Source organism: Paractinoplanes durhamensis (genome assembly GCF_016862175.1).
Lineage (GTDB): Bacteria > Actinomycetota > Actinomycetes > Mycobacteriales > Micromonosporaceae > Actinoplanes > Actinoplanes durhamensis.
On the sequence record NZ_BOML01000033.1, the window covers coordinates 138,885 to 162,824 of the forward strand.

At 70.8% G+C, this 23,940-nt stretch carries 26 protein-coding genes; 8 read left to right on the forward strand and 18 right to left on the reverse strand.

Going from position 1 to position 23,940, the window contains the following annotated elements; all coding sequences use genetic code 11:
* Positions 1 to 27 precede the first annotated feature (27 nt).
* The 14 genes from Adu01nite_RS20185 to Adu01nite_RS20245 are packed head-to-tail and all read right to left on the reverse strand — an operon-like array spanning position 28 to position 12,518.
* Complete coding sequence (locus tag Adu01nite_RS20185) at positions 28 to 582, reverse strand: isochorismatase family protein (protein WP_203728450.1); 555 nt, start codon at positions 580 to 582, stop codon at positions 28 to 30.
* A gap of 10 nt (positions 583 to 592) precedes the next feature.
* Positions 593 to 1,318: a DUF6390 family protein gene (locus Adu01nite_RS20190; protein WP_203728451.1), complete on the reverse strand. Its 726-nt coding sequence runs from the start codon at positions 1,316 to 1,318 to the stop codon at positions 593 to 595.
* A 1-nt stretch (position 1,319) separates the two neighbouring features.
* Positions 1,320 to 2,378 carry a hydrogenase expression/formation protein HypE gene (hypE, locus tag Adu01nite_RS20195; protein WP_203728452.1) on the reverse strand — a complete coding sequence of 353 codons (1,059 nt, stop codon included), beginning with the start codon at positions 2,376 to 2,378 and terminating at the stop codon, positions 1,320 to 1,322.
* Positions 2,375 to 3,475 (reverse strand): hydrogenase formation protein HypD, encoded by a 1,101-nt coding sequence (gene hypD, locus Adu01nite_RS20200; protein WP_203728453.1) that lies wholly within the window; start codon positions 3,473 to 3,475, stop codon positions 2,375 to 2,377. Before hypD ends, hypE begins: the two co-directional genes overlap by 4 nt.
* Complete coding sequence (locus Adu01nite_RS20205; protein WP_203728454.1) at positions 3,459 to 3,713, reverse strand: HypC/HybG/HupF family hydrogenase formation chaperone; 255 nt, start codon at positions 3,711 to 3,713, stop codon at positions 3,459 to 3,461. The genes hypD and Adu01nite_RS20205 overlap by 17 nt, the downstream gene beginning before the upstream one ends.
* Before the next feature lie 22 nt (positions 3,714 to 3,735).
* Positions 3,736 to 6,255, reverse strand: coding sequence for a carbamoyltransferase HypF (hypF, locus tag Adu01nite_RS20210; RefSeq protein ID WP_203728455.1), 2,520 nt, complete (start codon positions 6,253 to 6,255; stop codon positions 3,736 to 3,738).
* Between the two features lies 1 nt (position 6,256).
* Positions 6,257 to 6,742 carry a hydrogenase maturation protease gene (locus tag Adu01nite_RS20215; protein ID WP_203728456.1) on the reverse strand — a complete coding sequence of 162 codons (486 nt, stop codon included), beginning with the start codon at positions 6,740 to 6,742 and terminating at the stop codon, positions 6,257 to 6,259.
* Entirely contained in the window at positions 6,739 to 6,861 is a 123-nt protein-coding gene (locus tag Adu01nite_RS48515; RefSeq protein WP_275414677.1) for a DUF6893 family small protein, read from the reverse strand. Before Adu01nite_RS48515 ends, Adu01nite_RS20215 begins: the two co-directional genes overlap by 4 nt.
* Positions 6,855 to 8,108, reverse strand: coding sequence for a hypothetical protein (locus tag Adu01nite_RS20220; RefSeq protein ID WP_203728457.1), 1,254 nt, complete (start codon positions 8,106 to 8,108; stop codon positions 6,855 to 6,857). The genes Adu01nite_RS48515 and Adu01nite_RS20220 overlap by 7 nt, the downstream gene beginning before the upstream one ends.
* Positions 8,105 to 8,731 carry a DUF6084 family protein gene (locus tag Adu01nite_RS20225; RefSeq protein ID WP_203728458.1) on the reverse strand — a complete coding sequence of 209 codons (627 nt, stop codon included), beginning with the start codon at positions 8,729 to 8,731 and terminating at the stop codon, positions 8,105 to 8,107. Before Adu01nite_RS20225 ends, Adu01nite_RS20220 begins: the two co-directional genes overlap by 4 nt.
* The gene (locus Adu01nite_RS20230) at positions 8,728 to 9,312 is read right to left on the reverse strand and encodes a DUF5947 family protein (protein WP_203728459.1); all 585 of its coding nucleotides are present in this window, start codon (positions 9,310 to 9,312) and stop codon (positions 8,728 to 8,730) included. The genes Adu01nite_RS20225 and Adu01nite_RS20230 overlap by 4 nt, the downstream gene beginning before the upstream one ends.
* Positions 9,309 to 9,722 carry a NifU-related iron-sulfur-binding protein gene (locus Adu01nite_RS20235; protein ID WP_203728460.1) on the reverse strand — a complete coding sequence of 138 codons (414 nt, stop codon included), beginning with the start codon at positions 9,720 to 9,722 and terminating at the stop codon, positions 9,309 to 9,311. Before Adu01nite_RS20235 ends, Adu01nite_RS20230 begins: the two co-directional genes overlap by 4 nt.
* Positions 9,723 to 9,724: 2 nt before the next feature.
* A complete protein-coding gene (locus tag Adu01nite_RS20240; protein WP_203728461.1) occupies positions 9,725 to 11,473 on the reverse strand; it encodes a nickel-dependent hydrogenase large subunit in 1,749 nt (582 codons plus the stop codon).
* A gap of 10 nt (positions 11,474 to 11,483) precedes the next feature.
* Positions 11,484 to 12,518, reverse strand: a complete 1,035-nt coding sequence (locus tag Adu01nite_RS20245) for an NADH-quinone oxidoreductase subunit B family protein (RefSeq protein WP_203728462.1) — start codon at positions 12,516 to 12,518, stop codon at positions 11,484 to 11,486.
* Between the two features lie 104 nt (positions 12,519 to 12,622).
* Between Adu01nite_RS20245 and Adu01nite_RS20250 the strand changes: the two genes are divergently transcribed.
* Complete coding sequence (locus Adu01nite_RS20250) at positions 12,623 to 12,856, forward strand: hydrogenase maturation nickel metallochaperone HypA/HybF (protein WP_203728463.1); 234 nt, start codon at positions 12,623 to 12,625, stop codon at positions 12,854 to 12,856.
* Positions 12,856 to 13,524, forward strand: a complete 669-nt coding sequence (hypB, locus tag Adu01nite_RS20255) for a hydrogenase nickel incorporation protein HypB (protein ID WP_203728464.1) — start codon at positions 12,856 to 12,858, stop codon at positions 13,522 to 13,524. The genes Adu01nite_RS20250 and hypB overlap by 1 nt, the downstream gene beginning before the upstream one ends.
* Here the strand turns inward: hypB and Adu01nite_RS20260 are convergent.
* From Adu01nite_RS20260 to Adu01nite_RS20270, 3 genes are all read right to left on the reverse strand, one after another.
* On the reverse strand, positions 13,496 to 13,969 hold the full coding sequence (locus Adu01nite_RS20260; RefSeq protein ID WP_203728465.1) for a hypothetical protein: 474 nt from the start codon (positions 13,967 to 13,969) through the stop codon (positions 13,496 to 13,498). The two genes, hypB and Adu01nite_RS20260, sit on opposite strands and share 29 nt — an antisense overlap.
* Positions 13,970 to 14,190: 221 nt before the next feature.
* Complete coding sequence (locus Adu01nite_RS20265) at positions 14,191 to 14,712, reverse strand: NifU-related iron-sulfur-binding protein (protein ID WP_203728466.1); 522 nt, start codon at positions 14,710 to 14,712, stop codon at positions 14,191 to 14,193.
* Positions 14,709 to 15,680 (reverse strand): NADH-quinone oxidoreductase subunit B family protein, encoded by a 972-nt coding sequence (locus tag Adu01nite_RS20270; RefSeq protein ID WP_203728467.1) that lies wholly within the window; start codon positions 15,678 to 15,680, stop codon positions 14,709 to 14,711. The genes Adu01nite_RS20265 and Adu01nite_RS20270 overlap by 4 nt, the downstream gene beginning before the upstream one ends.
* Positions 15,681 to 15,778: 98 nt before the next feature.
* On the opposite strand from Adu01nite_RS20270, the gene Adu01nite_RS20275 reads away from it, so the two are divergent.
* Genes Adu01nite_RS20275 through Adu01nite_RS20285 form a run of 3 tightly spaced genes read left to right on the forward strand, consistent with a single transcriptional unit; the run spans position 15,779 to position 18,359 of the window.
* Positions 15,779 to 16,267, forward strand: a complete 489-nt coding sequence (locus tag Adu01nite_RS20275; protein ID WP_203728468.1) for a helix-turn-helix domain-containing protein — start codon at positions 15,779 to 15,781, stop codon at positions 16,265 to 16,267.
* A 15-nt stretch (positions 16,268 to 16,282) separates the two neighbouring features.
* Positions 16,283 to 17,395: a type III PLP-dependent enzyme gene (locus tag Adu01nite_RS20280; protein ID WP_203728469.1), complete on the forward strand. Its 1,113-nt coding sequence runs from the start codon at positions 16,283 to 16,285 to the stop codon at positions 17,393 to 17,395.
* A 19-nt stretch (positions 17,396 to 17,414) separates the two neighbouring features.
* Positions 17,415 to 18,359 carry a helix-turn-helix domain-containing protein gene (locus Adu01nite_RS20285; RefSeq protein ID WP_203728470.1) on the forward strand — a complete coding sequence of 315 codons (945 nt, stop codon included), beginning with the start codon at positions 17,415 to 17,417 and terminating at the stop codon, positions 18,357 to 18,359.
* A gap of 388 nt (positions 18,360 to 18,747) precedes the next feature.
* Here the strand turns inward: Adu01nite_RS20285 and Adu01nite_RS20290 are convergent, their stop codons facing one another.
* Complete coding sequence (locus Adu01nite_RS20290; protein WP_203728471.1) at positions 18,748 to 19,101, reverse strand: hypothetical protein; 354 nt, start codon at positions 19,099 to 19,101, stop codon at positions 18,748 to 18,750.
* A gap of 103 nt (positions 19,102 to 19,204) precedes the next feature.
* Here Adu01nite_RS20290 and Adu01nite_RS20295 point away from each other — a divergent pair, with 103 nt between their 5' ends.
* The 3 genes from Adu01nite_RS20295 to Adu01nite_RS20305 are packed head-to-tail and all read left to right on the forward strand — an operon-like array spanning position 19,205 to position 23,936.
* Positions 19,205 to 21,913, forward strand: coding sequence for an AfsR/SARP family transcriptional regulator (locus Adu01nite_RS20295; RefSeq protein WP_203728472.1), 2,709 nt, complete (start codon positions 19,205 to 19,207; stop codon positions 21,911 to 21,913).
* A gap of 44 nt (positions 21,914 to 21,957) precedes the next feature.
* A complete protein-coding gene (locus Adu01nite_RS20300; RefSeq protein ID WP_203728473.1) occupies positions 21,958 to 22,275 on the forward strand; it encodes a hypothetical protein in 318 nt (105 codons plus the stop codon).
* On the forward strand, positions 22,272 to 23,936 hold the full coding sequence (locus Adu01nite_RS20305) for a RiPP maturation radical SAM C-methyltransferase (RefSeq protein ID WP_239132558.1): 1,665 nt from the start codon (positions 22,272 to 22,274) through the stop codon (positions 23,934 to 23,936). Before Adu01nite_RS20300 ends, Adu01nite_RS20305 begins: the two co-directional genes overlap by 4 nt.
* The last annotated feature ends 4 nt before the right edge of the window (positions 23,937 to 23,940 follow it).

Here is a 23,940-nt window from a genome sequence, read left to right on the forward strand (position 1 = left end):
GGGCACGCCCTGAGATCGCGCGAGGTGTCAGTCGCGGAACTTCACCTCGGCGATGGGCACCGCGTCGCCCTTGCGGCCTGGGGCTCGGTGGTACTTCCAATACAGGTTGGTGTGGGTGATCACCTTGTCGGGGGTGGGGGCTCCGTAGGCCGACAGGTCCTCTGTTGTGTGGGCGTCGGCGATCAACGTGGCGTCGTAACCCCGGGTGATTGCTCCGTGCAACGTGGAGCGGATGCACTCGTCGGTCTGGGCGCCGGAGATGTATAGGTGGCCGGTCTCGCGGGCGGCCAGCAGCTGTTCGAGGGTGGTGTCTTCGAAGGAGTCGGGCCAGCGCTTGTGCACCACCGGCTCGGACTCGGAGCGCTTCAGCTCGGCCACATATTGCCAGCCGTCTGAGTCGATGGGCATGTCGTCGCTGCTGTGCTGGACCCAGATGACGTCGACGCCGGCGTTGCGGGCCAGGTCGACCAGGTCGGCGATGTTGGCGACGATGCGGTCGCGGTCGTGGGCGCCGGCCACCACGTCGTTCTGCACGTCGATCACCAGCAAGGCGCTGTTCGGGCGGTTTTCCAGCGTGGTCATGGCATCGACGCTAGACGGGGGGTACGACAGTTTTCGGGAACAACGCGCTGAGCTGCCGGGCCTCCAAGGTCTCGATCCGGGCGGCCTGGTTTTCGGTGATTCGGTCGCAGAGCCAGTCCCAGTGCAGGGCCACCCGGTCGCCGGGGGCCACCCCCTTCAGCAGCGATCGGCCGCCCGATGACCAGGTCACCTGCTCCTCGGCCGGCGGGCCGGCAGCCAGCGTGGCGCCGTCCCAGGTCAGCGGGCGGCTGGTCACGGTGGCGGTCTCGGCGGCCACGCTCACCACCGTTCCGGTCCGGATGCGGCAGCGGTCCAGCACGGTGACCGCGGCCGGGTTCTCGGTGCGCCGCAGCAGCTCCGTCCACGGATAGACCTCGAAGACGTGGAAGCTGTGGTGCGGCACCGCCCGCCCGTCCGCCGATTGCCACGTGCCGCCGCGCTGGCTGAGAAAATGCGACCGGAGAAACGGCAGCAGATCGGGGAACTGCCGGTCGGGCAGCGCATCGCCGACCCAGTAGGCGGAGACGATGGCCGGGTCGAGCGGGTCGGACACCCCGGTGGTGCGGGCGAGGAAACAGAGGTAGGCCCACGCGCCCTCGAAGCCCCGAGCCCGCCGCGCGATCTCCCCGGGCAGGTCGGCCCGCAGCAGCAGGGCGGCCCCGTCCGGCCCGCAATAACCAAGTTCATTCGGCGGGTACGCATACCGCGCGAAGAGCAGCGCCCCCAGATCCGACATGTCAGCAGATCCGGGGGAGCTGTTCGCCGATGGGCATGTTGACCACCCGGGTCCCGCCGAGCGCGGTCTGCGCCACCACCATCCCCGGATGCGACGCTACGCAGGTGCCGATCTGCCGCGCCCCGGATCCGAGCGGATGCGCCCGCATGGCCGCGAGCACCACGTCGGCGTCGGCGGACGGCACGAACGCCAGCAGCTTGCCCTCGTTGGCGACCTGCAACGGGTCGAGGCCGAGGAGGCTGCACGCGTCGGCGACGGCGGCCGGGATCGGCAGCGCCCGCTCGGTCAGCGAGATCCCGACCGAGGCGGTCCGGGCGATCTCGTTGAGCGAGGCGGCCACCCCGCCCCGGGTCGGATCGCGCAGCGTATGCACGTCGACCCCGGTCGCCAGCATGGCCGCGACCAGGCCGTGCAGCGGCGCCGAGTCGCTGACCACCGTGGTGTCGAACTCGATGCCCTTGCGCACGCTCATCACCGCCACCCCGTGCACGCCGATGTCCCCGCTGATCAGCACGGCGTCCCCGACGGCGGCCCGATGCGCGCCGATCTCCAGGCCGGGCGCGACCATCCCGACCCCGGCCGTGTTCAGGTAGACCCCGTCGCCGCTGCCGTTGTCGACGACCTTGGTGTCCCCGGTGACCAGGCGAACCCCGGCCGCGTGGGCGGCCGCCCCGACCGCGGCCGCGATCCGCGCGACCTCGGCCAGCAGGGTGCCTTCCTGCAGGATGAAGGCGACCGACAGGTAGAGCGGCGTGGCCCCCGACATCGCGAGATCGTTGACCGTGCCGTTGACGGCGAGGTCCCCGATCGACCCGCCGGGAAAGAACATCGGCTTGACCACGTACGAGTCGGTGGAAAACGCGATCCGCTCCGCGCCCACCGGCACGACCGCGCTGTCCCCGAGCGGGCCTTCCCCGGCCGGCCCGTAGGCGGGCCGGAACAGATGCTCGACCAACTCCGCCGACATCGCCCCGCCGCCGCCGTGTCCCATCACGACCGCGGGCGTGTCGCGCAGCGGAAGCGGGCAGGTCCAGCTTTCGAAATCGAGCTCCGCGGTCATAGCTGCACCAGCTCGAGCCGCCGATAGGCGTAGTAGGCGGCGCACGCGCCCTCGGACGAGACCATCGTCGCCCCGAGCGGATTGCGCGGCGTGCACTGCTTGCCGAAGGCCGCGCACTGATGCGGTTTCAGCAGACCCTGCAGCACTTCGCCGGAGCGGCACAGCGGCGATTCCGCGGCGCGCACGTCGTCGACGTCGAACCGTTGTTCGGCGTCGAACTCCCGGTATTTCGCGGACAACCGCCATCCGCTGGCGGGAATCATCCCGATGCCGCGCCAGGTCCGGTCGGTCACCTCGAAGACGTCCCGCAGCATCGCCATCGCGGCCGGGTTCCCCTCGTCCCGCACGGCCCGTGGATAGGCGTTCTGCACCACGTGCTCGCCCGCTTCGAGCTGCACGATCGTCTGCCGGATCCCTTCCAGGATGTCGAGCGGCTCGAAACCGGTCACCACGATCGGCACCCGGTATTTCTCGGCCAGCGGCGGGTATTCGCCGGTGCCCATCACGCTGCACACATGCCCGGCGGCCAGGAACGCCTGCACCCGGCAGCGCGGCGATTCCATGATGGCGGCGATCGCCGGCGGGACCAGCACATGCGAGACGAGCAGTGAGAAGTTGGGAACGCCCAGGCGGCGGGCCTGATAAACGGTCATCGCATTGGCCGGAGCCGTCGTCTCGAAGCCGATCCCGAAGAAGACCACCTGCCGATCGGGGTTTTCCCGGGCGATCTTCAGGGCGTCGAGCGGCGAGTAGACGACCCGGACGTCGGCGCCGGCACTCTTCACCGTGAACAGGTCGCGGCTGCTGCCGGGCACACGCAGCATGTCGCCGAACGAGCAGAAGATGACGCCGGGGTGGGCGGCGATGGCGAGCGCCTTGTCGATCATCTCCAGCGGCGTCACACAGACCGGGCAGCCCGGCCCGTGAATCATCTCGACGCCGGACGGCAGCAACTGGTCGATGCCGTGCCGGATTATCGAATGGGTCTGCCCACCGCAGACCTCCATCATCGCCCACGGCCGGGTGGTCACCGCATGGATCTGCTCGACCAGCCGATGCGCCAGGTCGGGGTTGCCGAATTCATCGAGGTACTTCACCGAACTCCTCCTCGATAATGCCCATCTTCGCGAAGTTCGCCAGGGTCTCCTGCGCGGACTTCTCGTCGAGCAGCTGAATGGCGAATCCGACGTGGACCACGACGTATTCGCCCACCGCCGCCTCCGGTACGTACTGCAGGCACACGCTTTTCCGGACGCCGCCGAAATCGACCTCGGCCATCGGTATGCCGTCGGCCTCGCCGATCTGCACAATGCGTCCGGGAACCGCCAGGCACATGCGCGTCCCTCCTTCCAGAAGATCAACCAGCCGCGGCGATCACGAGCTGGCCCAGCGCGAGGCCGCCGTCGTTCGGCGGCAGCAGCCGGGGTCGCAGCACCGTGAAGCCGCGTCTACCCAGGTCATCGACCACGGTTTCGAGCAGCAGGGCGTTCTGGAACACGCCGCCGCCGAGCGCGATGACGTCGAGGCCGGTCTCGTCCCGGCCGTGTTCGGCCAGCATCCCGATCAGCGCGGCCACCCCGGCATGGAACCGGGCGGCGATGATCGCCGCCGGCACACCGGCGAGCACATCCCGCGCGACCTGGCGAATCACCGGGCCGCCGTCGGCGACGTCCGGGCCGTCCGGGCTCGGGCACAATTCGAAGGTGTACGGGTGGTCCTGCCCGGTGTGCGCGGATCGAGCCAGCCCTTCGAGCACGATGGCCGCCTCCGCCTCGTACTCGACGGTCTGCCGCACGCCCGCGAGGGCGGCCACCGCGTCGAACAGCCGGCCCATGCTGGAGGTCGGCACGCATCCGGTTCCGCTGCCGAACTGCCGGGCGAGCAGGTCACGTTCGGCGGGCGGACACGCCACGACGGCCGGCAGGTCCGGATGCCAGGGCACGCCGGCGGCGAACAGATGAGAGAGCGCCATCCGGTACGGGCGGAGCACGCTCGCGTCGCCCCCGGCCAGCGGAACGTAGCCGAGCCGGGCCGCCCGCCGGAACGACTTGTAGTCGGCGATCAGCATCTCGCCGCCCCACACCGCGCCGTCGGTGCCGTACCCGGTGCCGTCGAACGCGATGCCGATGACCCGCTCGTCCACCCCGAGCCCGTGCTCGGCCATCACCGCCGCGACGTGCGCGTGGTGATGCTGCACCCGCCGGACCGGCCGCTCGCCGGCGTAGCGCTTGGCCCACTCGCTGGAGCGATAACCCGGATGCAGGTCGGCGACGACGACCTCCGGCCGCACCCCGGTCAGCTCCTCCAGGTGCCGCGACGTGCTGCTCAGCGCGTCGATGGTGCGAAGGTCGTCCATGTCGCCGATGTGCTGGCTGAGCCAGGCGTAACGCCCGGCCGCGACCGCGCAGGTGCTCTTGAGATCGCCCCCCGCGGCCAGCATCGGCGGCACCTCGAACGGCAATGCGATCGGCATCGGCGCGTACCCACGCGACCGCCGCACCGGCAGCTCGACCCCGCCGACCACCCGGCTGACCGAGTCGTCGCACGGCACCCGGATCCCGCGGTCATGCCGGAGCCACGCGTCGGCGAGCGCCCCGAGCAGCCGCAGCGCCTCCGCATCGTCGATCACGATCGGCTCCCCGGAGAGATTCCCCGACGTCATGACCAGCGCATCCGGCCCACCCGAATCCCCCGGAAGCCCAAAGAGCAACACATGCAACGGCGTGTACGGCAGCATCAGCCCCAGGTCCGGATTGTCCGGCGCAACCGAAGTCGCGAGCTCGGCGGGAAGCAGGCGGGGGAGCAGCACGATCGGGTGTCGCGGGTCGGTCAGCAGATCTTCCGCGCCGTCCGGGAACGTGACCAGCTCGCGCGCGGTGTCCAGGTCGGCCACCATCACGGCGAAGGGCTTTCCGCCGCGTTGCTTGCGTCGGCGCAGTTCGGCGACGGCGTCGGCGTTTCGGGCATCGCACGCCAGGTGGTAGCCGCCCAGCCCTTTGATCGCCACGATCTGGCCGGCCGCGAGTCGTCGCCGCGTGTCCGAAATCGGGTCGTCGGACAGCGAGGATCCGTCGGCGTCCACCAGTTCCAACCGTGGGCCGCAGGACGGGCAGGCGATCGGCTGGGCGTGGAAGCGGCGGTCGGCCGGGTCCTCGTATTCGGCGCGACAGGCCGGGCACATCGGGAAGCCGGCCATCGTCGTGGACGCCCGGTCGTAGGGGAGGGCCGTGATGATGGTGAAGCGCGGGCCGCAGTTGGTGCAGGTGATGAACGGATGGCGGTAGCGGCGATCGGCCGGGTCGCGCAGCTCGCTCAGGCAGTCGTCGCACACGGTCACGTCGGGGGAGGCCAGGGTGTGCGGCGGGCCGTCGCCCTTCGAGGAGGCGATCGTGAAGCCGGTGCCGCCCTGCAGCGGCAGGTCCTCGTCGGCGACGTCCATGACCATCGCCAGCGGCGGGGCGTCGGTGCGCAGGCGATGGCCGTATTCGAGGACCGCGTCGGCGTCGCCCTCCACCTCGATCACCACCCCGTCGGGGGTGTTCGCCACCGAGCCGGACAGGGTGAGCGCGGCGGCCGTCGCGTAGGCGAACGGCCGGAAACCGACCCCCTGCACCAGACCGGAGACGGTGTAGCGGCGCCGCAGCCGCCGGGCCTGGCCCATCAGCTCCAGGCCGGCCATCGCCCGCGCCGCCTCCGCGCCGTCGATGACTTCGACCGCGAAGCCCATGTGGATCAGCACCCACGCGCCGGGTTCGGGCGGGTCGTCGAGCATGCCGATGTTGACCCGGCGGCGGGCGCCCGCGACGTCGACGAGTGCCAGCTGCCCGGCGAACCCGTCGACGATCTCCACCACCTGACCCGGAATGCCCAGACACATGTCAGGACCCCCCGACCGGGGCCGGCGAGACCTGGGCCCGGGCGATCAGGGCTCGGATCTCGGCCATGGCCCGGGGCACGGCGGCCTCCACCCGTGGGGTCAGGCCGACCGCCTCGTCCAGGACGTCGACCCGGCAACCGACCACGTAGGTCGGGGGCAGGGTGCCGCCGATCCGGGTCAGGACGCCCAGGACCGCGCCCGGCGTCATGGCGTGGGCGTCGAACTCGGCCGGGGTGAAGTCGCCGGGGCCGACCTCCAGGACCACCAGCTCGCCCGGGGTCTCCTCGCCGGGCAGGGCGTCGACCAGCACGAACAGGTCTACGCCGTCGAGCAGGTCGTAGGCCAGGTGCACGCCGCGGATGCCGTAGTCGACGATCCGCACGCCCTCGGCCGGCGGGCCCTCGGCGATCAGCCGGCGGACCACCTCGGGGCCGAAACCGTCGTCGCCCAGGAAGAGGTTGCCGATGCCGGCTACCAGGACGTTCACATCGAGCGGATCTTGAAGTAGCGCTGGATGTCGGGTATCGACTCGACCACCAGGACGGCCGCGAAGGCGGCCAGCGCCGCGCCGGCGATCGTGGTGACGGCGCCGATGAACTTCAGCATGAGGTCTCCTCTCCAAGGACGAGGGCGAGCTCGTCGGGGGCGAAGTAGAGGTAGCGGCCGTACCAGTCGTGCAGGTCGGCCGCGGGGTCGTCGACCAGGACGACGGCCACGTGGGTGCCGCCGTCCACGTCGGACAGCACGGCGGTGACCCGCGCGAGCTGCCCGGCGAAGAACAGATCCTGCGCATCGGCGCGCCGGCGCGGGTGCAGCCGCACCACGCTGCCCTTGCCCACCTCGACGCCGTCGACCAGCACCGAGGTGGGGCCGGGCGAGACGGCGGCATCCCACCAGGGGTCGGAGTCGATCCGGCCGCCGTGCAGGCGCTCCAGGTCACCGGGGGTGATGGCGTCGCACCGGTCGACGATGGCGGCGGCGCGCGGGTCGGTGGCGCGGGCCTCGGCCTTCTCCGCGTCGGTCATCGTCATCACCCGCAGCGTCAGGATCTCGTCGATCTCGGTGGCGTCGAAGAGCTCGCCGGGGCTCTGCGCGGCCACCGCCGGGTGGTCGTAGAGGATGATCGGCGCGCCGAGCAGCACCGTATCCGAGCCGGCCAGCACCGGCCAGCAGCGCTCCTGATGGCAGCGGGCGGCGGCCGCGGCGGCGTGCGGCGGCGGGTCCTGCATGGACAGGAACACCGCGTCGTGCGCCTCGATCAGCAGGTGGGCACCGAGCAGCGAATGCCGGATCGCCTCGTCCTTGTCGGCGACCGGCGCCGGGTGCTCGTTGCGGACCGTGACGGTGAGCCGTAGCAGGTCACCGTCCGCGACGACGGCCGTCCCGACCCGCGCGGTCAACGGCCATCGCCGCCGAACGATGCGGCCGACGTCACCGACAGCCTCCACCGAGGTGGCCGCGGGCACGGCCACCGGGAACGACGACGCCCCGGTCAACGGAATCCGCGCGAAGGTAAACGAAAGCTCCACGGCCTCGTCCCAGCTCAGGAACGTCTCGCCGGCGAAATCCAGCGAGGCGACCGGCACCCCCGCGGCGTCGCCTACCGAACGGGCCTGGAGGTGCAGGAAACGCAGGTGCAGGGTCACGCTTGATGGGCGTACGCAAGGGGAAAGCAGACACGTCATCGCCATGGCCGGCCCCTCCGCGAAGGCCGTCGAGGCCGCCGCCGGCGGGCCGAGCACGCCGAACTGCCACCGCGACCGGTTCTTGGCCGCGCTCGCGCGATAGGGATAGAGAAGGTATCCCTCGTAGAGCACCGCGTCCGCGACCGCCCGGGCCGCCTCGACACTCATGAGCGGCCCTCCAGGAGCCGCTGCACCGTCTCGTCCCAGCTGATCAGATCGTGCCGGGCCCGGAACGCGGCCAGCTCCTTGAGCAGGTCGGCGTCGATCCGCAGGAAGCCGGTGTTCGGGAAGTATGAGTCGATCATGTCGCGCCACACCGAGACCGGAAGTGACCAGCGCGCCTCGCACGCCCACGGCACCTGCTCCACCTCGAAACCGGACTCGCCGCGGGTGAAGATCGTGCCGGAGAAGAGCAGGTTGAGCGGCACGTCGCCGGCGTCGAGCGCATGAAGGTAGCGGGAGCCGATCACCTCGAGGTCGTAGGTGCAGGGCAGCGCCAGATCGGTCTCGGTGTCGCCGGTGAAACCCTGCACGGTCGTGTTGGCCTGCATCCACAGGAACGACTTGAGGGTGTCGCCCCAGCGGGCCCGCTCGCCGAAGAGGCCGCGCAGGCTGTTCTCCTCGGCGCCGGTGTAGCGGCGCCGCTGCGGGTCGATGCGCACCTGACTGCGCAGCGCGATCGCGTGCACCCGCGGCCCGGTCGTGGTGATCCGCAGCCGCGCGGTGAGCTGCGGCGCGACCGCGTACGGCTCGGCGGTCACGTCCAGCACGGTGAAGGTGTACGCGCTCACGTGGCCCGCTTCCGGATCTCGTCGAAGAACGCGGCGATCGCCGCGTGCGCCTCCTGGCCGCCGTCGAAGCCGCGCCAGAGCGTACGCAGCCGGCCGACCAGCTCGTAGCAGGCGTCGATCGGCACGAGATAGCCGTCCAGGCCGCGCCGCAGGAGCAGCGCCTCGACGTCGGGCCGAAGCATGGCCAGCGCCGGATGGGTGACCGCGGGCAGGTCGAGTTCGGACTCGGTGGCCCCGGCCGGGCCGGGGTAGAGGACCACCATCCGGTCCTGGGCCGAGTTGTGGAACAGGAAGGCCAGCCCGACCGGGATCTGCAGCTCGTACCACTCGCGCTCCTCGAGGACCGGCCCGCCGAAGGCGAGGTAGCGGTCGGGGACGGCCCGATAGCGCAGGTGCGCGCGGTCGTCAGTGAAGAGCAGGTAGCAGGGGCGGCAGGCGCAGGCCAACTGCCGGGACTGCAGGTCGACCAGGTGCGAGTGGGCCGGGCCGACCTCGGCGGCGCACAGGTCGCAGCGTTCCACCGCCGGCGGCCGCGGGCGCTGGGCGATCCGGCGGAGGGTCTCCAGGGGCGAGTCGGTCATGGGGCCGGCCGGCTGAACAGGGACGCCACCGGGATGACCGTCCGCACCTCGACCCGGGTGACCTCGGGGGCGACCGCGGTGACCCGATCTTCGAAGCCGGGGCCGCTGAGCCGGCAGACCCCGTCGTCGGTCACCTCGATCAGGTGGACGCCGGAGCCGGCCAGCGCGCGGGTGATCCGGGTGGCCGCGTCCCACGGGTGCAGGCCGTGCACCAGCAGCAGGCCGCCAACCAGGTCGTCGGCGGCCATCGCATCGAGCACCTCGTCGGTCAGCGCGCCCCGCTCGTGCAGCAGTTCGAGCAGCCGTTCGAGGCCGGCGCCGTAGAGGTTGGCCACCTCGCGGACGACGTTCTCGTCGGCGCCGTTGCCGAGGAGAGCGTCGACCCGGGCGGCGGACTCCCGCCAGGTCATGGTCAAGCTCCGGCCGACTGGGTCGGCGAGTGCAGCAGCTCCAGTTTCTTGCCACCACCGAGATACATATGGACGCCGCACGGCAGGCACGGGTCGAAGCTCCGCACCGTACGCATGATGTCGATGCCTTTGAAGTTGTCCCGGTCGTTCTCCTCGAAGATCGGCTGACCCTGCACGGCGTCCTCGTAGGGACCCGGAGTGCCGTAGCTGTCCCGCGGGTTCGCGTTCCACGGGGTCGGCGGGTACGGGTGGTAGTTCGCGATCTTCCCGTCCCGGATGACCATGTGGTGCGACAGGACGCCGCGGACCGCCTCGGTGAAGCCGCAGCCGATGCCCTCGTCGGGCACCTCGAACGGCTCCCACGTCTTGGTGCGCCCGGCCCGGATCTCGGCGAGCGCTTTCTCCGCGAAATGCAGAGCACACCCGGCCGCGTACGCCTGGAAGTAGGTCCTTGCCCGGTTTCGCTCGATGGTGTTGCTCCAGCGCGGGATCTTCCACTCCAGCTCGACCGGCGGTTTCAGGGCCGTCTTCGGCAGGTTGATCTTGACACTGCTGCCGGTGGCCTGGACGTAGCCGATGTCGACGAGCCCGGCCAGCGCGGTCGTCCACAGCCGGGCGAGCGGGCCGCCGCCGGTGTCCAGCGCCAGGTAGTCGGTGCCGTCGAACCAGCGCGGCGACATCACCCAGCTGTACTTGCCGTCGAGGTCGCGCTTCTGCGGGCGCGGGTTCGTGTGCTGGTTCCACGGGTGCCGGCGGTCGACCGGATTGCCGAGCGGGTCGCGCGTCACGAACATCTCCTGGTCGGTCCAGTCCTCGTAGTAGGACGAGCCGAGCAGGATGCGGATGCCCAGGTTGATCTCGACGAGGTCGGTGGTGATCAGGTTGCCGTCGACGACGATGCCCGGGGTCACATACATCTTGCGACCCCAGTCGGTCATGTCCGCGTACTTGAAATTGCAGTGCTCCGGGTCCTGGAAGGAGCCCCAGCAGCCGAGCAGCACCCGGCGGTTGCCGACCATCTCGTAACCGGGCAGCGCCTCGTAGAAGAAGTCGAACAGGTCGTCGTGCATCGGCACGACCTTCTTCATGAACTCGACGTAGCGCATCAGCCGGGTCAGGTAGTCGGTCATCAGCTGGATGGTGGCGACCGTGCCGACCCCGCCCGGGTAGAGCGTCGACGGGTGCACGTGCCTGCCCTCCATCAGGCAGAACATCTCCCGCGTCATCCGGCTGACCTGCAGCGCCTCGCGGTAGAACTCGCCGGTGAACGGGTTGAGCGAGCGCATGATGTCGCCGATGGTCTGGTACCCATGGTCGCCGCCGTGCGGGGCCTCGGTGCGGTTGGCCCGCTCCAGCACGCCGGGGTTGGTCTCGGCGACCATCTTCTCGCAGTAGTCCACGCCGACCAGGTTTTCCTGGAAGATGTTGTGGTCGAACATGTACTCGGCGGCCTCGCCCAGGTTGACGATCCATTCACCGAGGTGCGGGGGCTTCACGCCGTAGGCCATGTTCTGTGCGTAGCAGGAACAGGTGGCGTGGTTGTCGCCGCAGATGCCGCAGATCCGGCTGGTGATGAAGTGCGCGTCCCGCGGGTCCTTGCCCTTCATGAAGACCGAGTAGCCGCGGAAGATCGAGCTGGTGCTGTGGCATTCCGCCACGACCTTGTTGGCAAAGTCGATCTTGGTGTAGATCCCTAGGCTGCCGACGATCCTTGTGATCGGGTCCCAGGCCATCTCAACTAACTCAGGCATCGTCGCCCTCTCACCAGGTCTTGTGCGCTCCTGTGGTCAGCTCCTTGCTCGGCCGGCGCCATTTCGGTTCCTGGTCGAGGGTGTGCGTGGTGATCTCGCGCAGCTTTCGGATCGTCGTGCCGTACCAGCCGACCGCCCTGGTCGACAGCCGGCCACCGGGCGGCTCGTCCATGAACGGCATGAACTTGTCCGGGAAGCCGGGCATCGTGCAGCCGATGCAGATGCCGCCCACGTTCGGGCAGCCACCGACCCCGTTGAGCCAGCCGCGCTTCGGCACGTTGCACTTCACCACCGGGCCCCAGCAGCCCAGCTTCACGATGCACTTGGGTGAGCCGTATTCCGTGGCGAAGTCGGCCTGCTCGTAGTAGCCGGCCCGGTCGCAGCCCTCGTGCACGGTGATGCCGAACAGCCACTGCGGACGCAGCGCGTCGTCGAGCGGGATCATCGGCGCCTGACCGGTGGCCTGGTAGAGCAGGTAGGTCAGCGTCTCGGAGAGGTTGTCCGGCTGGATCGGGCAGCCCGGCACGCAGACGATCGGGATGCCGGCCTTGGACTTCCACTCCCAGCCCAGATAGTCGGGCACGCCCATGGCGCCGGTCGGGTTGCCGGCCATCGCGTGGATCCCGCCGTACGTCGCGCAGGTGCCGACCGCGACCACGGCCGTCGCCTTCGGGGCGAGCCGGTCGAGCCACTCGCTGGTCGTCATCGGCTGGCCGGTAGCCGGATTGTTGCCGAAACCGGACCAGTAACCGTCGTCGTGCAGCAGCTCGTTGGGGATCGAGCCCTCGACCACCAGCACGAACGGCTCCAGCTCGCCCCGGTCGGCCTTGAAGAACCACTCCAGGAAATCGTCGGCGCCGCCGGTCGGCCCGCACTCGAAGTCGATCAGCGGCCAGTGCATCGCGATACGCGGCAGGCCGGGCAGCGCACCGAGGGCGATCTCCTCGATGCTGGGCTGGGTGGCAGCGGTCAGCGCGACCGAGTCTCCGTCGCAGCTCAGGCCCGCATTGATCCAGAGGACATGGATGAGCGGATCGTCTGACATGGGGCCCCCTCGGCCCGGACGTGTGAGGCAGGTAACACAGTAGTCCTGCGGCGTGTAACACTGTCAATGCGTTCCGTAGATCACCACCTGACCGGGGCATGACCATGCACGAGCTTGCGATCGCGGAGAGCATCGTCGACGCGGTGTGCGAGCGCGCCGCCGGCCGGACGGTGCACCGGGTGACCGTCCGCATCGGAGCGTTGAGCGCGGTCGTGCCCGATGCGATGCGGTTCTGCTTCGATCTGGCCTGCGAGGGCACGGCCGCCGAGGGGGCTGTGCTCGACATCGACGTCACGGCCGGGCCGGAGTTGTTGGTCGTCTCGATGGAGGTGGGCTGATGTGCGGAACGTGTGGATGCGGCCATGACCACCCGCATGAGGAGATAACGCTCGAACAGAAGGTGCTGGCCCGCAACGATCGGCTGGCCGAGGAAAACCGGGCGCTGCTGGCGGCGCGCGGGATCCGGGCGATCAACCTGATGAGCTCGCCCGGTTCCGGCAAGACGACGCTGTTGGAGCGGACCATCGTCGATCTCGCCGGGACGACCGTCGCGGTGATCGAGGGCGATCAGGAAACCTTCCTCGACGCCGAGCGGATCCAGCGCACCGGCGCCCCGGTCGTGCAGGTCAACACCGGGGCCGGCTGCCATCTCGACGCGGCCATGTTGCGCGACGCGTACGAGCGGCTGCAGCCGGTCGAAGGCTCGCTGCTGTTCGTGGAGAACGTGGGAAACCTCGTGTGCCCGGCCCTGTTCGACCTGGGTGAGGCGGGCAAGGTCGTGATCATCTCGGTGACCGAGGGAACCGACAAGCCGCTGAAATACCCGTACATGTTCGCGGCCGCCGACCTGGTCCTGGTGAACAAACTGGACCTGCTTCCCTACGTCGATTTCGATCTGGGCGCCTGCCGTAAGTACGTCGCCACGGTCAATCCGAAGGCCGAGCTGATCGCGGTGTCCGCGACTCGCGGTGACAACCTCAGCCGCTGGTACGAGTGGTTGAGCTAGCGCGCCGCCACACCTGGTAGAGGTCGGCGCCGTCGTCGGTGCGCAGCACCCGCAGCACCCGGTCGGCGCGCAGGTAGCTGGCGATCTCGGCGGTCACGTCGTGCATCGTCGCCACCGGCGTCACCACCACCGGCAGCCTGCCCGCGTCCAGCAGTTGCTCGACGGTGGCCGCATCGCGCAGCAGGTGACCGTGCCGGTGCCGCACCCGCATCGGCACCACCTCGCGCCGCGGCAGGAGGGTGCGCAGCTCGCTCACCATCGGGTTCTGCACCGTGCGCCCGTTCGACCCGTAGACCACCAGCAGCTCATCGTCGGCGGCCACCTCGGCCAGCCGGGCCACCACCTGCTCCGGGTGCCAGCCGGTATCGGCCTCGCGCACCGCTGCGACGGTCACGGTCGCCCGGGCCTGCGCTGCCCACCAGTCGGCCTCCGGCTCGCGGATCATCAACGGAGTGTGCGACCGGCGCGATCCGCCGCGTTGAACCGGAATGTCGGTCAGCGCTCGTTGCGCAGTGAGTCGTTGCCACAGCAAGGCCGTTCACCTCTTCGGAGGTTGTGGTGCGGGGACATCAGGCTCCCCGGGCGGCGGTGACAGCCACCAGTCCCCAGGGCTGTCCACCCAGTTGTGGAGCGGATGCCGTTCCGAACGACGAGGGAAAGGCCTGGTCAGGGTGCGGCTGGACAGTTGTGTCCGACCGGCCCGCCCGGTTGCGGGGGCGCCGGTAGGGCTCCCGGGGGATGATGTGCGACAACTAGTCCTGGTCGCCGCGAGATCTGCAGCAGCGGCGGCGCATTGACCACGTCCACAGCTGTCACCTCGGGCGCGGCCGTCCGGACCGCCGCCTCGATCCGCCCGGACACCCCGCAACCCGTGGTCCGCACGCGCAGATGGGCGACGCCGGCGTCGTCGACGCCGAGAAGATCCGCGTCGGTGCCGGCCAGGGCGGCCACGATCCGCTTCGCCAGGGGTACGGGGTGCAGGTCGTGCACCAGGAGCAGGCTCGCGATCAGCGGATCCGCGCAGAGCTCGGCCGTCGCAGCCGGTCCGAGGGCGGCCGTGATCCGGGCCAGGCCGTCGCCGTAGAGCCCGAGCAGCAGCCCGATCAGCTCCTCGCCGAGCGGGGCGCCGGGACCGAGCTGGGCCAGCACCTGGTCGATCCGGCGGTTGGTCTCGACCGCGGACGTCACCGCTCCGCCGCCACACGCAGCGTGAAGCCGCGGAGCGTACGAATCAACGGTGCGTAACCACCGGCCGGAGCCGTCGCGTCCGTCGCCGGCGCTTCCATGAACGGCATGAACTTGTCCGGGAAGCCCGGCATCGTGCAGGCGATGCAGATGCCGCCCACGTTCGGGCAGCCGCCGACCCCGTTGATCCAGCCGCGCTTGGCCACGTTGCAGCGCACGACCTGACCCCAGCAGCCGACCTTGACCAGGCAGTTCGTCGAGCCGTAACCGCCCGCGAAATCACTGGAGTCGTAATAGGACGCCCGGTCGCAGCCGGCGTGCACGGTCTGCTCGAACAGCCAGCGCGGCCGCAGCGACTCGTCCAGCGCCATCGCCGGTGCCTGCCCGCTGACCTGGTAGAGCAGGTGCAGGATGGTCTCGGCGAGATTGTCCGGATGGGTCGGGCAGCCCGGCACGCAGACGATCGGCATCCCGGCCTTCGACTTCCAGTCCCAGCCCAGATAGTCGGGCACCCCCATCGCGCCGGTCGGGTTCCCGGCCATCGCGTGCACCCCGCCGTACGCCGCGCAGGTGCCGACCGCCATCACCGCCGTGGCCTTGGGCGCCAGCCGGTCGAGCCACGCGGACGCGGTGATCGGCTGCCCGGTCGCCGGGTCGTTGCCGAACCCCGACCAGTAGCCCTCCGGCTTGTTCGTCTCGTCCGGCACCGAGCCCTCGACGATCAGGATGAACGGGTCCAGCTCGCCGCGGGCGGCCCGGTGCCACCACTCGATGAAGCTGCCCGCACCGCCGTCCGGTCCACTGTCGAAGTCGAAGTACGGCCAGTGCAGGGCGATCGGCGGCACCCCGGGCAGCGCCCCGGCGACGATCTCCTCGATGCTCGGCTGGGTCGCGGCGGTCAGCGCCACCGACTCGCCGTCGCAGCTCAGGCCGCCGTTCATCCACAGAATGTGCAGCACCGGCTCGCCCATCCCCGGGATGCTAGGCCCGAGCGGACAAACCTGAAAGACCCTCGTCACTCGATCGGGTTCGGCCGGTCACCGTAAGCTTCTGGACCAAGGAGGCGGAGATGCCGAAAATCGTCGAGATCCTGCCGCTGGAAGTAGTGGCCCAGTCGTTCCCGGCCCGGCCGGCCGCGCTCCCCGACGTCCGCGACTTCGTCCGCCGCCAGCTCACCGACACCCCGGTCGCCGACGACGACATCCGCCGCCTCTGCGAGCGCGTCGCCGATGTGCTCCTCGACGGCGCCGGCGCGACCGGCATGATCCAGGTCTCGATGCGCATCTTCCCGGACTCGGCCGAGGTGGACGTGCTGTTCGCACCGTCCACTCCGGTGACCCCGGCGGCCGCTCAGATCCCGCCGGTGCCCAAGGACTGGCCGTCGTTCGCGGCCTGGCTCGGCCGGCGGTTGCGCGAGGAAGGCCTGACCATGGAGGCGGCCGCCCGCCGGCTCGACGTCTCCACCAAGACGATCAGCCGCTGGGTGGCCGGCACCACCGAGCCGCGGATGCGCGACCTCTACCGCATCCGGGAAGTCTTCGGCGAACCCTTCCAGTGATCACGGGGGCCATGGATGGACACTCCCTACCTTCTCGTCGACATCGCCGTCGCCGTCGCCCAGTACCGCCGCATCGCCGCGGCCTTCCCCGGCACCCCGGTCTACTACGCGGTCAAGGCCAACCCCGAGCACGCCCTGCTCATCGAGCTGGTCCGGGCCGGCTGCCACTTCGACGTGGCCAGCCGCACCGAGATCGACCTGGCCCTCGCGGCCGGCGCCGACCCGTCCACGCTGTCCTTCGGCAACACCATCAAGAAGGCCGACGACATTGCGTACGCGTACGCCAAGGGTGTCCGGACCTTCGCCTTTGACAGTCTCGGTGAGCTGGAGAAGCTCGCCGAGCACGCGCCCGGAGCGGCGGTGATCTGCCGGGTGCTCGCCTCCAGCAAGGGGGCGCGGTGGCCGCTGAGCCGCAAGTTCGGGTGCGCGCCGGAGATGGCGGTCGACCTGATCCGGTGGGCGGCGGCGCACGGTCTCGACCCGGCCGGGGTCTGCTTCCACGTCGGTTCGCAGCAGCTGGACCCGGGCCGCTGGGAGCCGAGCATCGCCGACGCGGCCGCCATCTTCGCCCGGCTGGCCGCGGACGGCATCACGTTGCGCCTGCTCAACTGCGGTGGCGGCTTCCCGGTCGACTATCAGACCGTGGTGGCGCCGATCGAGGAGTACGCGTCGGCCATCGCCACCGCCGTCACCAAGCACTTCCCGGTGCGCCCGGACCTGATGATCGAGCCGGGCCGCTACATCGCCGCCCCGGCCGGGGTCCTGCACACCGAGGTGGTGCTGGTGTCGCGCAAGTCCTACGCCGACGAACCGCGCTGGGTCTATCTGGACGTCGGCCGCTTCGGCGGGCTGGCCGAGACCGAGGACGAGGCGATCGAGTACCGCCTGACCACCCCGCACGACGGCGCGATCACCGCCCCGGTCGTGCTGGCCGGCCCGACCTGCGACAGCGTGGACATCCTCTATCAGAACGCGCACTACGAGCTGCCGCTGGCGTTGCGGCCCGGCGACATCGTGCAGATCCACGGCACCGGCGCCTACACCGCTACCTACGCGTCGGTCGGCTTCAACGGATTCCCGCCGCTGCGTACCGTTCTGATGGCCTCGGGGGGCGACGCCGTGCGGTAAAGGTTCGTATGGTGTGCGCGTGGTGGAGCGGCTGGATGTGCTGCCGCCGTCCGAGGAGCAGGCCTATCGCCTGCTGGTGCGGATGGCGGGCGCCGGCGTGGACGAGTTCGCGGAGCGGGCCGGGATCGGGCCCGAGCGAGCCCTCACGCTGCTGGAGGGCCTGCGGCATCGCGGGCTCGTGACGGCCGGCCCGGCTTACCGTCCGCTACCACCCGATGTTGCGCTCGGTGAGGTGCTCCTGCGCGAGCAGGAGCACCTCGAGACCGCCCGGCAGATGGTGGCCGCGCTCAGCGAGGAGTACCGCAGCAACACCCGCTGGCGCAGCACCGAGCACCTGATGGAGATCGTGGTCGGCGCGCCCGCGCTGCGCGAACGGCTGCGCGAGATGCAGGACTCGGCCAAGCAGGAGATCCTCTGGTTCTGCCGGGCCAACCCGATCGCGATGCAGGGCCCGGAGAACGCCGAGGAGACGCCGGCCCTCACCCGCGGCGTGCGCTATCGCGCGATCTACGAGCGGGCCCTGCTGGAGAAGCCGGGTGAGCTGCAGAGCATCGTCGAGGCGGTCGGCCTGGGCGAGCAGGCGCGTACGCTCCCGGTTCTTCCGGTCCGGCTGGCCATCGCCGACCGCAACCTGGCGATCTGCCCGCTCGTCCCGGATGCCGCTCGCGGCGGCGGTGAGCCGAGTGCCGCGCTGATCCGCCCCTGCGAGCTGCTCGACGCCCTGATCGCGTTGTTCGAGAGCTACTGGGTGCGGGCGACGCCGCTGCTGGCGACGTCGCCGGAGGAGCCCGACCGGTTGCTGCTGTCGCTGCTGGTGGCGGGCATGCCGGACAAGTCGATCGCCACCCACCTCCAGGTCAGCAAGCGAACGGTGCAGCGGCGCCTGGACCGCCTGATGCTGGTGGCCGGCGTGGACAGCCGGGCCGGCCTGGCCTTCCAGGCGGCGAAGCGCGGGTGGCTCTGACCGTCGTACCCGCCGAGCGGGATCATGACGGCTGCCGGAAACCCGGCCGCACCGGCGCGGTGCACACGTCGCGCGCGGGGGCATGCGGAGCGACGTAGGTGCGGGGCGCTGGCGCCGGCGCGGCTGGGGGAGTCGCGCGGGCGGGTGCGGCCGGGGCCTGAGGCGACCCCGCCGCGGCTCGGACGCCGATCGGGGCGCCGGCGAGCGCTGGCAGTTGCCGCATGGTGGGTCTCCTTCGAGCAACCGGCGGTGGGGCAGCGGTTCAAATTTTGAGGACACCGGATGTCCTGCGAAAAGACCCAAACCTGCCGCACCAACGCCATGGCGCGATGTGGACACGGAACGGGCCGCGCCGGATAACCGGCGCGGCCCGTGGATCACCCGCGGATCAGACCGTGGCCTGGTAGAGGATCACCAGGTCGGAGACGGTGATCGAGCCGGGCCCGGCGGTGCGGGTCACGGTGAGTACGTTGTTGGTCGCCTGCAGGATTCCGTCGTCGATGACCTCGTGCCAGGACCGCTGCGGCTCGGTGTCGAACGTCTGGGTCAGCAGGCTGGTGCCGTTCAGCGTCACCTCCAGGGTGGCGGTGCCGCTCGGGTTGACCCGGAACATGAGCACGGTCCGGCCACTGGCCAGCCCGGTGGCGCTGAACTTCCCGAAGTCGTGGTCGATGTCCCCGTTGGACTTGGGCAGCGTCTCGGAGCTGTCCTGAACGACGACGTAGTCGGCGATGGTCGGCATTTCTTGTCCCCCTTGGTATTGGGTGTTGCTTGTTTCCCACCCTGTGGCAGAGGGCTGGAACGACCGCTGGAACGTGCGCTGGAGCGGACTATCGTGCGGACGCATGGACGCGGACGTGCGGTTCGAGCTGCTCGGGCCGTTCCGGGCCCGGCGCGGCGATCGCGTCCTGCCGCTGGGTTCCGCACAGCGGCAGGCGGTGCTGGCCACGCTGCTCCTGCGGCCAGGACGGCCATTCGGCCGGGACGCTCTCATCCGCGCCGTCTGGGGTGAGGATTCCCCGGCGTACGCGGTGAATCAGCTCCAGAAGCACATGTCGGCCCTGCGCCGGGCCCTCACCCCGGACCGCGTCCTCACCTGGACCGACCACGGCTACGTCCTGACCGTGCCGCCCGGCGCCCGCGACCTCGACGAGTTCGAGCAGGCCGTCGCCCGCGCCCGGGAGACCGGCGACCCGGCCGCGTACCGGGCTGCCCTGGCGCTGTGGCGCGGACCGTTCTGCGCCGGCCTGCCCGGCCCGCTCCTGGCCGCCGAGCGCCGCCGGCTCGACGAGCAGCGGCTCGCGGTCGAGGCCGACCGGTGCGCGGCCGAGCTGGACCGGCCCGGTCGCGCCGACGTCACCGGCGACCTGCGCCGGCTGGTCGCCGAGCACCCGGCCGACGAACGGCTGTGCGGCCTGCTCATGCTGGCCCTGCACCGCACCGGCCACCGCCCGGCCGCGCTGGCCGAGTTCCGCCGCATCGACCGGCTGCTGCGCGAGGAGTACGGCGTCGAACCGGCCGCCGCCCTGCAGACCCTGCACCGCCGCGTCCTCGACGCCGACCCGGCCCTGGAGTCGCCCGCCGCCGCGCCGGTCGCCCCGATGCAGCTGCCGTCCGGGCTGCCCGGGTTCGTCGACCGGGAGTCCGAGCTGGACCGGCTGGACGCCCTGACCGACGGCCGCGACCCGGCCACCGTCGCGGTGCTGAGCGGCACCGCCGGCGTCGGCAAGACCAGCCTCGCGGTCCACTGGGCGCACCAGGCCCGGCCCGGTTTCCCGGACGGCCAGCTCTACGCCGACCTGCGCGGCTTCGACCCGGACGGGGTGCCGGCCGACCCGGCCGAGGTGCTCCGCGGGTTCCTCGCCGCGCTGTCCGTCACCGCCGTGCCGCCGGGCCTGGCCGCGCAGACCGCCCTCTACCGCAGCCTGCTCGCCGGCCGCCGGATGCTGGTGCTGCTCGACAACGCCCGGAGCAGCGAACAGGTGCGCCCGCTGCTGCCCGGCACCCCCGGCTGCCTCACCGTGGTGACCAGCCGCAACGAGCTGACCGGCCTGGCGGTGGCCGAGGGCGCCCGGCCGATCACCCTGGAACGGCCCGGCTACGCGGCGGCCCGGCTGCTGCTCCGGGCCCGGCTCGGCGACGACCGGGTGGCCGCCGAACCGGCCGCGGTGACCGCGCTCATCGGTGCCTGCGCCCGGCTGCCGCTGGCCCTCGCGGTGGTGGCGGCCCGGGCGGTGGCCCGCCCCGGCATCTCCCTCGGCACGGTCGCCGAGCAGGTGCTCGACGGGCCGGCCGAGGACCGCAGCACCGATGTTCGGGCCGCGTTCGACTGGTCCTACCAGCAGCTCACCCGGCCCGGGGCGCGCCTGTTCCGGTTGCTCGGGCCGCATCCCGGGCCCGGGTTCGGGGTGGCCGCGGCGGCCAGCGCGGCCGGCCTGCCGGTGCCGGCGGTGCGGCGACTGCTGGCCGAACTGGCCGGGGCGCACCTGATCCGGGAGCAGCCGGACGGGCGGTATGAGGTGCACGATCTGCTCCGGTCGTACGCCATCAGTCGGCACCTGCACGACGATCCGGACGAGGACCGCCGGGCCGCGACCACCCGCCTGCTCGATCATTATCTGCACTCCGCGCATGGCGCGGATGTGCTGCTCAAGCCGCACCGCGACGACCGGTTGCCGCTCGCCGCCGCGCTCGCCGGGGTGACGCCGGCGTCGTTCGCCGGCCGACCGGACGCCGCGGCGTGGCTGACCGCCGAGCTCCCGGTGCTGATCGCGCTGGTGCGGCGCACGGCCGAGCTCGGGCGGCCGGTGGTGCGGCTCGCCTGGACCATGGTGTCCTTTCTGGACTATGCCGGGTATTGGCAGGAAAAGGTCGACGTGCTCGATGCGGCCCTGGCCGCCGCGCAGCGCCTCGACGACCCGGAACTGTGCGCCGAGACCCATCGGATGCTCGGATCGGCGCAGGTCAGGCTGGGTCGCTTCCGGGCCGCGCACGTGCACCTCGACCAGGCGCTGGCGCTCTGTGCCGGGCCCGGCGGACGGGCCCGGGTGCACCGGACGGCGGCGTGGGTGCTGGAACGGCAGGGCCGGCATGCCGAGGCGCTCGACCGGGCCCGATGCGCGCTCGCCGATCATCACGCCGCCGGGAATCGGGTGGGGGAGGGGCGTGCGCTGAACGCGCTCGGCTGGTTCCATGCGCGACTCGGCGACCATCGGCGGGCTCTCGTGCGATGTGCGGCGGCGGTCGATCGGCAGCGGCTTCTGGGGGACCGGTTCGGCGAGGCGGAGACCCTGGACAGTCTCGGGTTCATCTATCGCAACCTGGGCGAATATGCCGCCGCGGCGGTGCACTATCGGTGGGCGGCCGGGCTCTACCGGGATTTCGGCGATCGCTTCAACGAGGCGGACACCCTGGTGTCGCTCGGCGACACCTACCGCGACGACGGGGCGATCGGGACGGCGCGCGAGGCCTGGCGTACGGCGTTGGAGATCTTCGAGATTCTCGAACATCCGGACGCCGGCGGGGTGCGTGTCCGATTGCGGACCGCCCCTTGACCGGTCAGCGGTGGTGCGCGTTTCATCGGGGCCGGAGGTCAGCCATGACGACCACGCGGATCACCCGACAGGACCTCGACAACCTCGCCGAGAAGATCGCCGGCCTGCAGCTGGACGAGCACGAGACGTCGGTGATGCTGGCCGTCTTCGCGCTCGCCGTCGACTCGCTCGGCCGCACCCTGCCCGATGTCCTGGTGCAGCGGAGCACACCCGGCGTGACGATCATCCAGGACGGCCCGTTGCCGGACCTCGGAACCATCTTCGACCAGGCGTTCGCACCGTCCGCTGCCGCTTCCGCCGCCGGTGACGACGACGGCAAGGACGACACGGTGGCGGTGACGTTCGGAAAGATCGGGCGGTGACCGGGGCGGTCGTCCTGGTCTCCATGCCGTTCGCCGACGGGCCGTCGCTGCAGCTCGGCCTGCTCAAACCGGCCGTCGCGGCGGCCGGCTTCCCGGTTCGCACGCTGCACGCCGGGCTGGATCTGGCCGCCCGGATCGGGATGCCCGCCTACCGGCAGCTGGCCGCGCATCGCGGGCGGATGTTCGGCGACTGGCTGTTCTCGGTGCAGGCCTTCGGCTCCGCGGCGCCCGACCCGGACGGGTTGATGGTGTCCCGGTTCGCCGCGGACGCCCCCGACCTGGACCTCATGAAGATCCGGGACGCCGTCGTGCCCGAGTATCTGGACGCGCTGGCCGCCGATCCGGTGTTCGACGACGCGACCGTGGTCGGATTCACCTCGACCTTTCAGCAGAATGTGGCGTCGTTCGCGCTGGCCCGGCGGCTCAAGGCGCGGTTTCCGTCGCTGGTCACCGTGTTCGGGGGCGCCAACTTCGACCCGCCGATGGGCGCCGAGTATCTGCGGGCGATGGACTGCGTCGACCACGTGGTGTCCGGGCCGGGCGAGGTCGCGCTGCCCGAGTTGCTCGGCGGCACCGCGTCGGGGTCGGCCTTCCCGCCCGACTACGACGAATACTTCGAGCGGGCCGAACGCCTCGGGCTGCTCGACCGGGAGAAGGTGCGGCTGCCGTTCGAGTCGAGCCGGGGCTGCTGGTGGGGCGCCAAACATCACTGCACGTTCTGCGGTCTCAACGGCACCACGATGGCCTATCGGTCGAAGCCGCCCGAACAGGTCCTGGCCGAGCTGGCCGGCCTGGCCCGGCGCTACCGGACGTTCCGCTTCGACGCGGTCGACAACATCCTCGACCCCGCGTATCTGAAGACGGTCATGCCCGCCCTCACCGAGTCCGGCTACGACCTGTTCTACGAGGTCAAGGCCAATCTGGGGCGCGCGCAGCTGCGGTTGCTGGCGCAGGCCGGCGTACGCCGCTTGCAGCCCGGTCTGGAATCTTTGAGCACCCGGGTGCTGGGGTTGATGCGCAAGGGGGTGCGGGCCTCGCAGAACGTCAACCTGCTGCGGTGGGCGCGCTACTACGACATCGACGTGGCCTGGAATCTGTTGTGGGGTTTCCCCGGTGAGACCGCTGAGGATTACCGCGCGCAGACCGAGCTCCTCCCGCACCTGGTTCACCTGCAGCCACCCGGCTCGGCCGACCGGATCTGGCTGGAGCGATTCAGCCCGCTGTTCACGTCGACCGTGTCACCTTCGCCGGAACCCAGCTATCGCTACGTTTATCCGCCGTCGGTCGACCTGTCGAAAGCCGCCTACTTCTTCGACTGGCCCGACGACCTGCCCCCGTACGAGGAACTGCGCCTCGGCGTTGTCGCCTGGCAGGACCGATGGCGTACCCGCCCGTCCCTCACCTATCGCTGGATTCCCGGCCTCCTGCAGATCCGGGACCGGCGCGGCCATGATGGCACCTACACGTTTCCCGACCCCGTGGCCGGCATCCACGAGGCCTGCGCCGAACGCCCACGGACCGCCGTCGCCGTGGCTCGCGAACTGGCTTTGCCGGAAGAGACCGTTCGCGCGACGTTCGCGGCGCTGGCTGACCGCGGCCTGATGTTCCTCGACGGCGACCGTGCACTCGCTCTGGCACTGCCGGCTGTCGCGGGCCGGTAGATTT

What these genes read in the sequence shown, in the direction of transcription:
- Adu01nite_RS20185 (WP_203728450.1), bottom strand. Translation starts at nt 582, where the DNA reads ATGACCACGCTGGAAAACCGCCCGAACAGCGCCTTGCTGGTGATCGAC.
- Adu01nite_RS20190 (WP_203728451.1), bottom strand. Translation starts at nt 1,318, where the DNA reads ATGTCGGATCTGGGGGCGCTGCTCTTCGCGCGGTATGCGTACCCGCCG.
- hypE (WP_203728452.1), bottom strand. Translation starts at nt 2,378, where the DNA reads ATGACCGCGGAGCTCGATTTCGAAAGCTGGACCTGCCCGCTTCCGCTG.
- Adu01nite_RS20205 (WP_203728454.1), bottom strand. Translation starts at nt 3,713, where the DNA reads ATGTGCCTGGCGGTTCCCGGACGCATTGTGCAGATCGGCGAGGCCGAC.
- hypF (WP_203728455.1), bottom strand. Translation starts at nt 6,255, where the DNA reads ATGTGTCTGGGCATTCCGGGTCAGGTGGTGGAGATCGTCGACGGGTTC.
- Adu01nite_RS48515 (WP_275414677.1), bottom strand. Translation starts at nt 6,861, where the DNA reads ATGCTGAAGTTCATCGGCGCCGTCACCACGATCGCCGGCGCGGCGCTG.
- Adu01nite_RS20220 (WP_203728457.1), bottom strand. Translation starts at nt 8,108, where the DNA reads ATGAGTGTCGAGGCGGCCCGGGCGGTCGCGGACGCGGTGCTCTACGAG.
- Adu01nite_RS20230 (WP_203728459.1), bottom strand. Translation starts at nt 9,312, where the DNA reads ATGACCGACTCGCCCCTGGAGACCCTCCGCCGGATCGCCCAGCGCCCG.
- Adu01nite_RS20235 (WP_203728460.1), bottom strand. Translation starts at nt 9,722, where the DNA reads ATGACCTGGCGGGAGTCCGCCGCCCGGGTCGACGCTCTCCTCGGCAAC.
- Adu01nite_RS20240 (WP_203728461.1), bottom strand. Translation starts at nt 11,473, where the DNA reads ATGCCTGAGTTAGTTGAGATGGCCTGGGACCCGATCACAAGGATCGTC.
- Adu01nite_RS20245 (WP_203728462.1), bottom strand. Translation starts at nt 12,518, where the DNA reads ATGTCAGACGATCCGCTCATCCATGTCCTCTGGATCAATGCGGGCCTG.
- Adu01nite_RS20250 (WP_203728463.1), top strand. Translation starts at nt 12,623, where the DNA reads ATGCACGAGCTTGCGATCGCGGAGAGCATCGTCGACGCGGTGTGCGAG.
- hypB (WP_203728464.1), top strand. Translation starts at nt 12,856, where the DNA reads ATGTGCGGAACGTGTGGATGCGGCCATGACCACCCGCATGAGGAGATA.
- Adu01nite_RS20260 (WP_203728465.1), bottom strand. Translation starts at nt 13,969, where the DNA reads ATGATCCGCGAGCCGGAGGCCGACTGGTGGGCAGCGCAGGCCCGGGCG.
- Adu01nite_RS20270 (WP_203728467.1), bottom strand. Translation starts at nt 15,680, where the DNA reads ATGGGCGAGCCGGTGCTGCACATTCTGTGGATGAACGGCGGCCTGAGC.
- Adu01nite_RS20275 (WP_203728468.1), top strand. Translation starts at nt 15,779, where the DNA reads ATGCCGAAAATCGTCGAGATCCTGCCGCTGGAAGTAGTGGCCCAGTCG.
- Adu01nite_RS20280 (WP_203728469.1), top strand. Translation starts at nt 16,283, where the DNA reads ATGGACACTCCCTACCTTCTCGTCGACATCGCCGTCGCCGTCGCCCAG.
- Adu01nite_RS20290 (WP_203728471.1), bottom strand. Translation starts at nt 19,101, where the DNA reads ATGCCGACCATCGCCGACTACGTCGTCGTTCAGGACAGCTCCGAGACG.
- Adu01nite_RS20295 (WP_203728472.1), top strand. Translation starts at nt 19,205, where the DNA reads ATGGACGCGGACGTGCGGTTCGAGCTGCTCGGGCCGTTCCGGGCCCGG.
- Adu01nite_RS20300 (WP_203728473.1), top strand. Translation starts at nt 21,958, where the DNA reads ATGACGACCACGCGGATCACCCGACAGGACCTCGACAACCTCGCCGAG.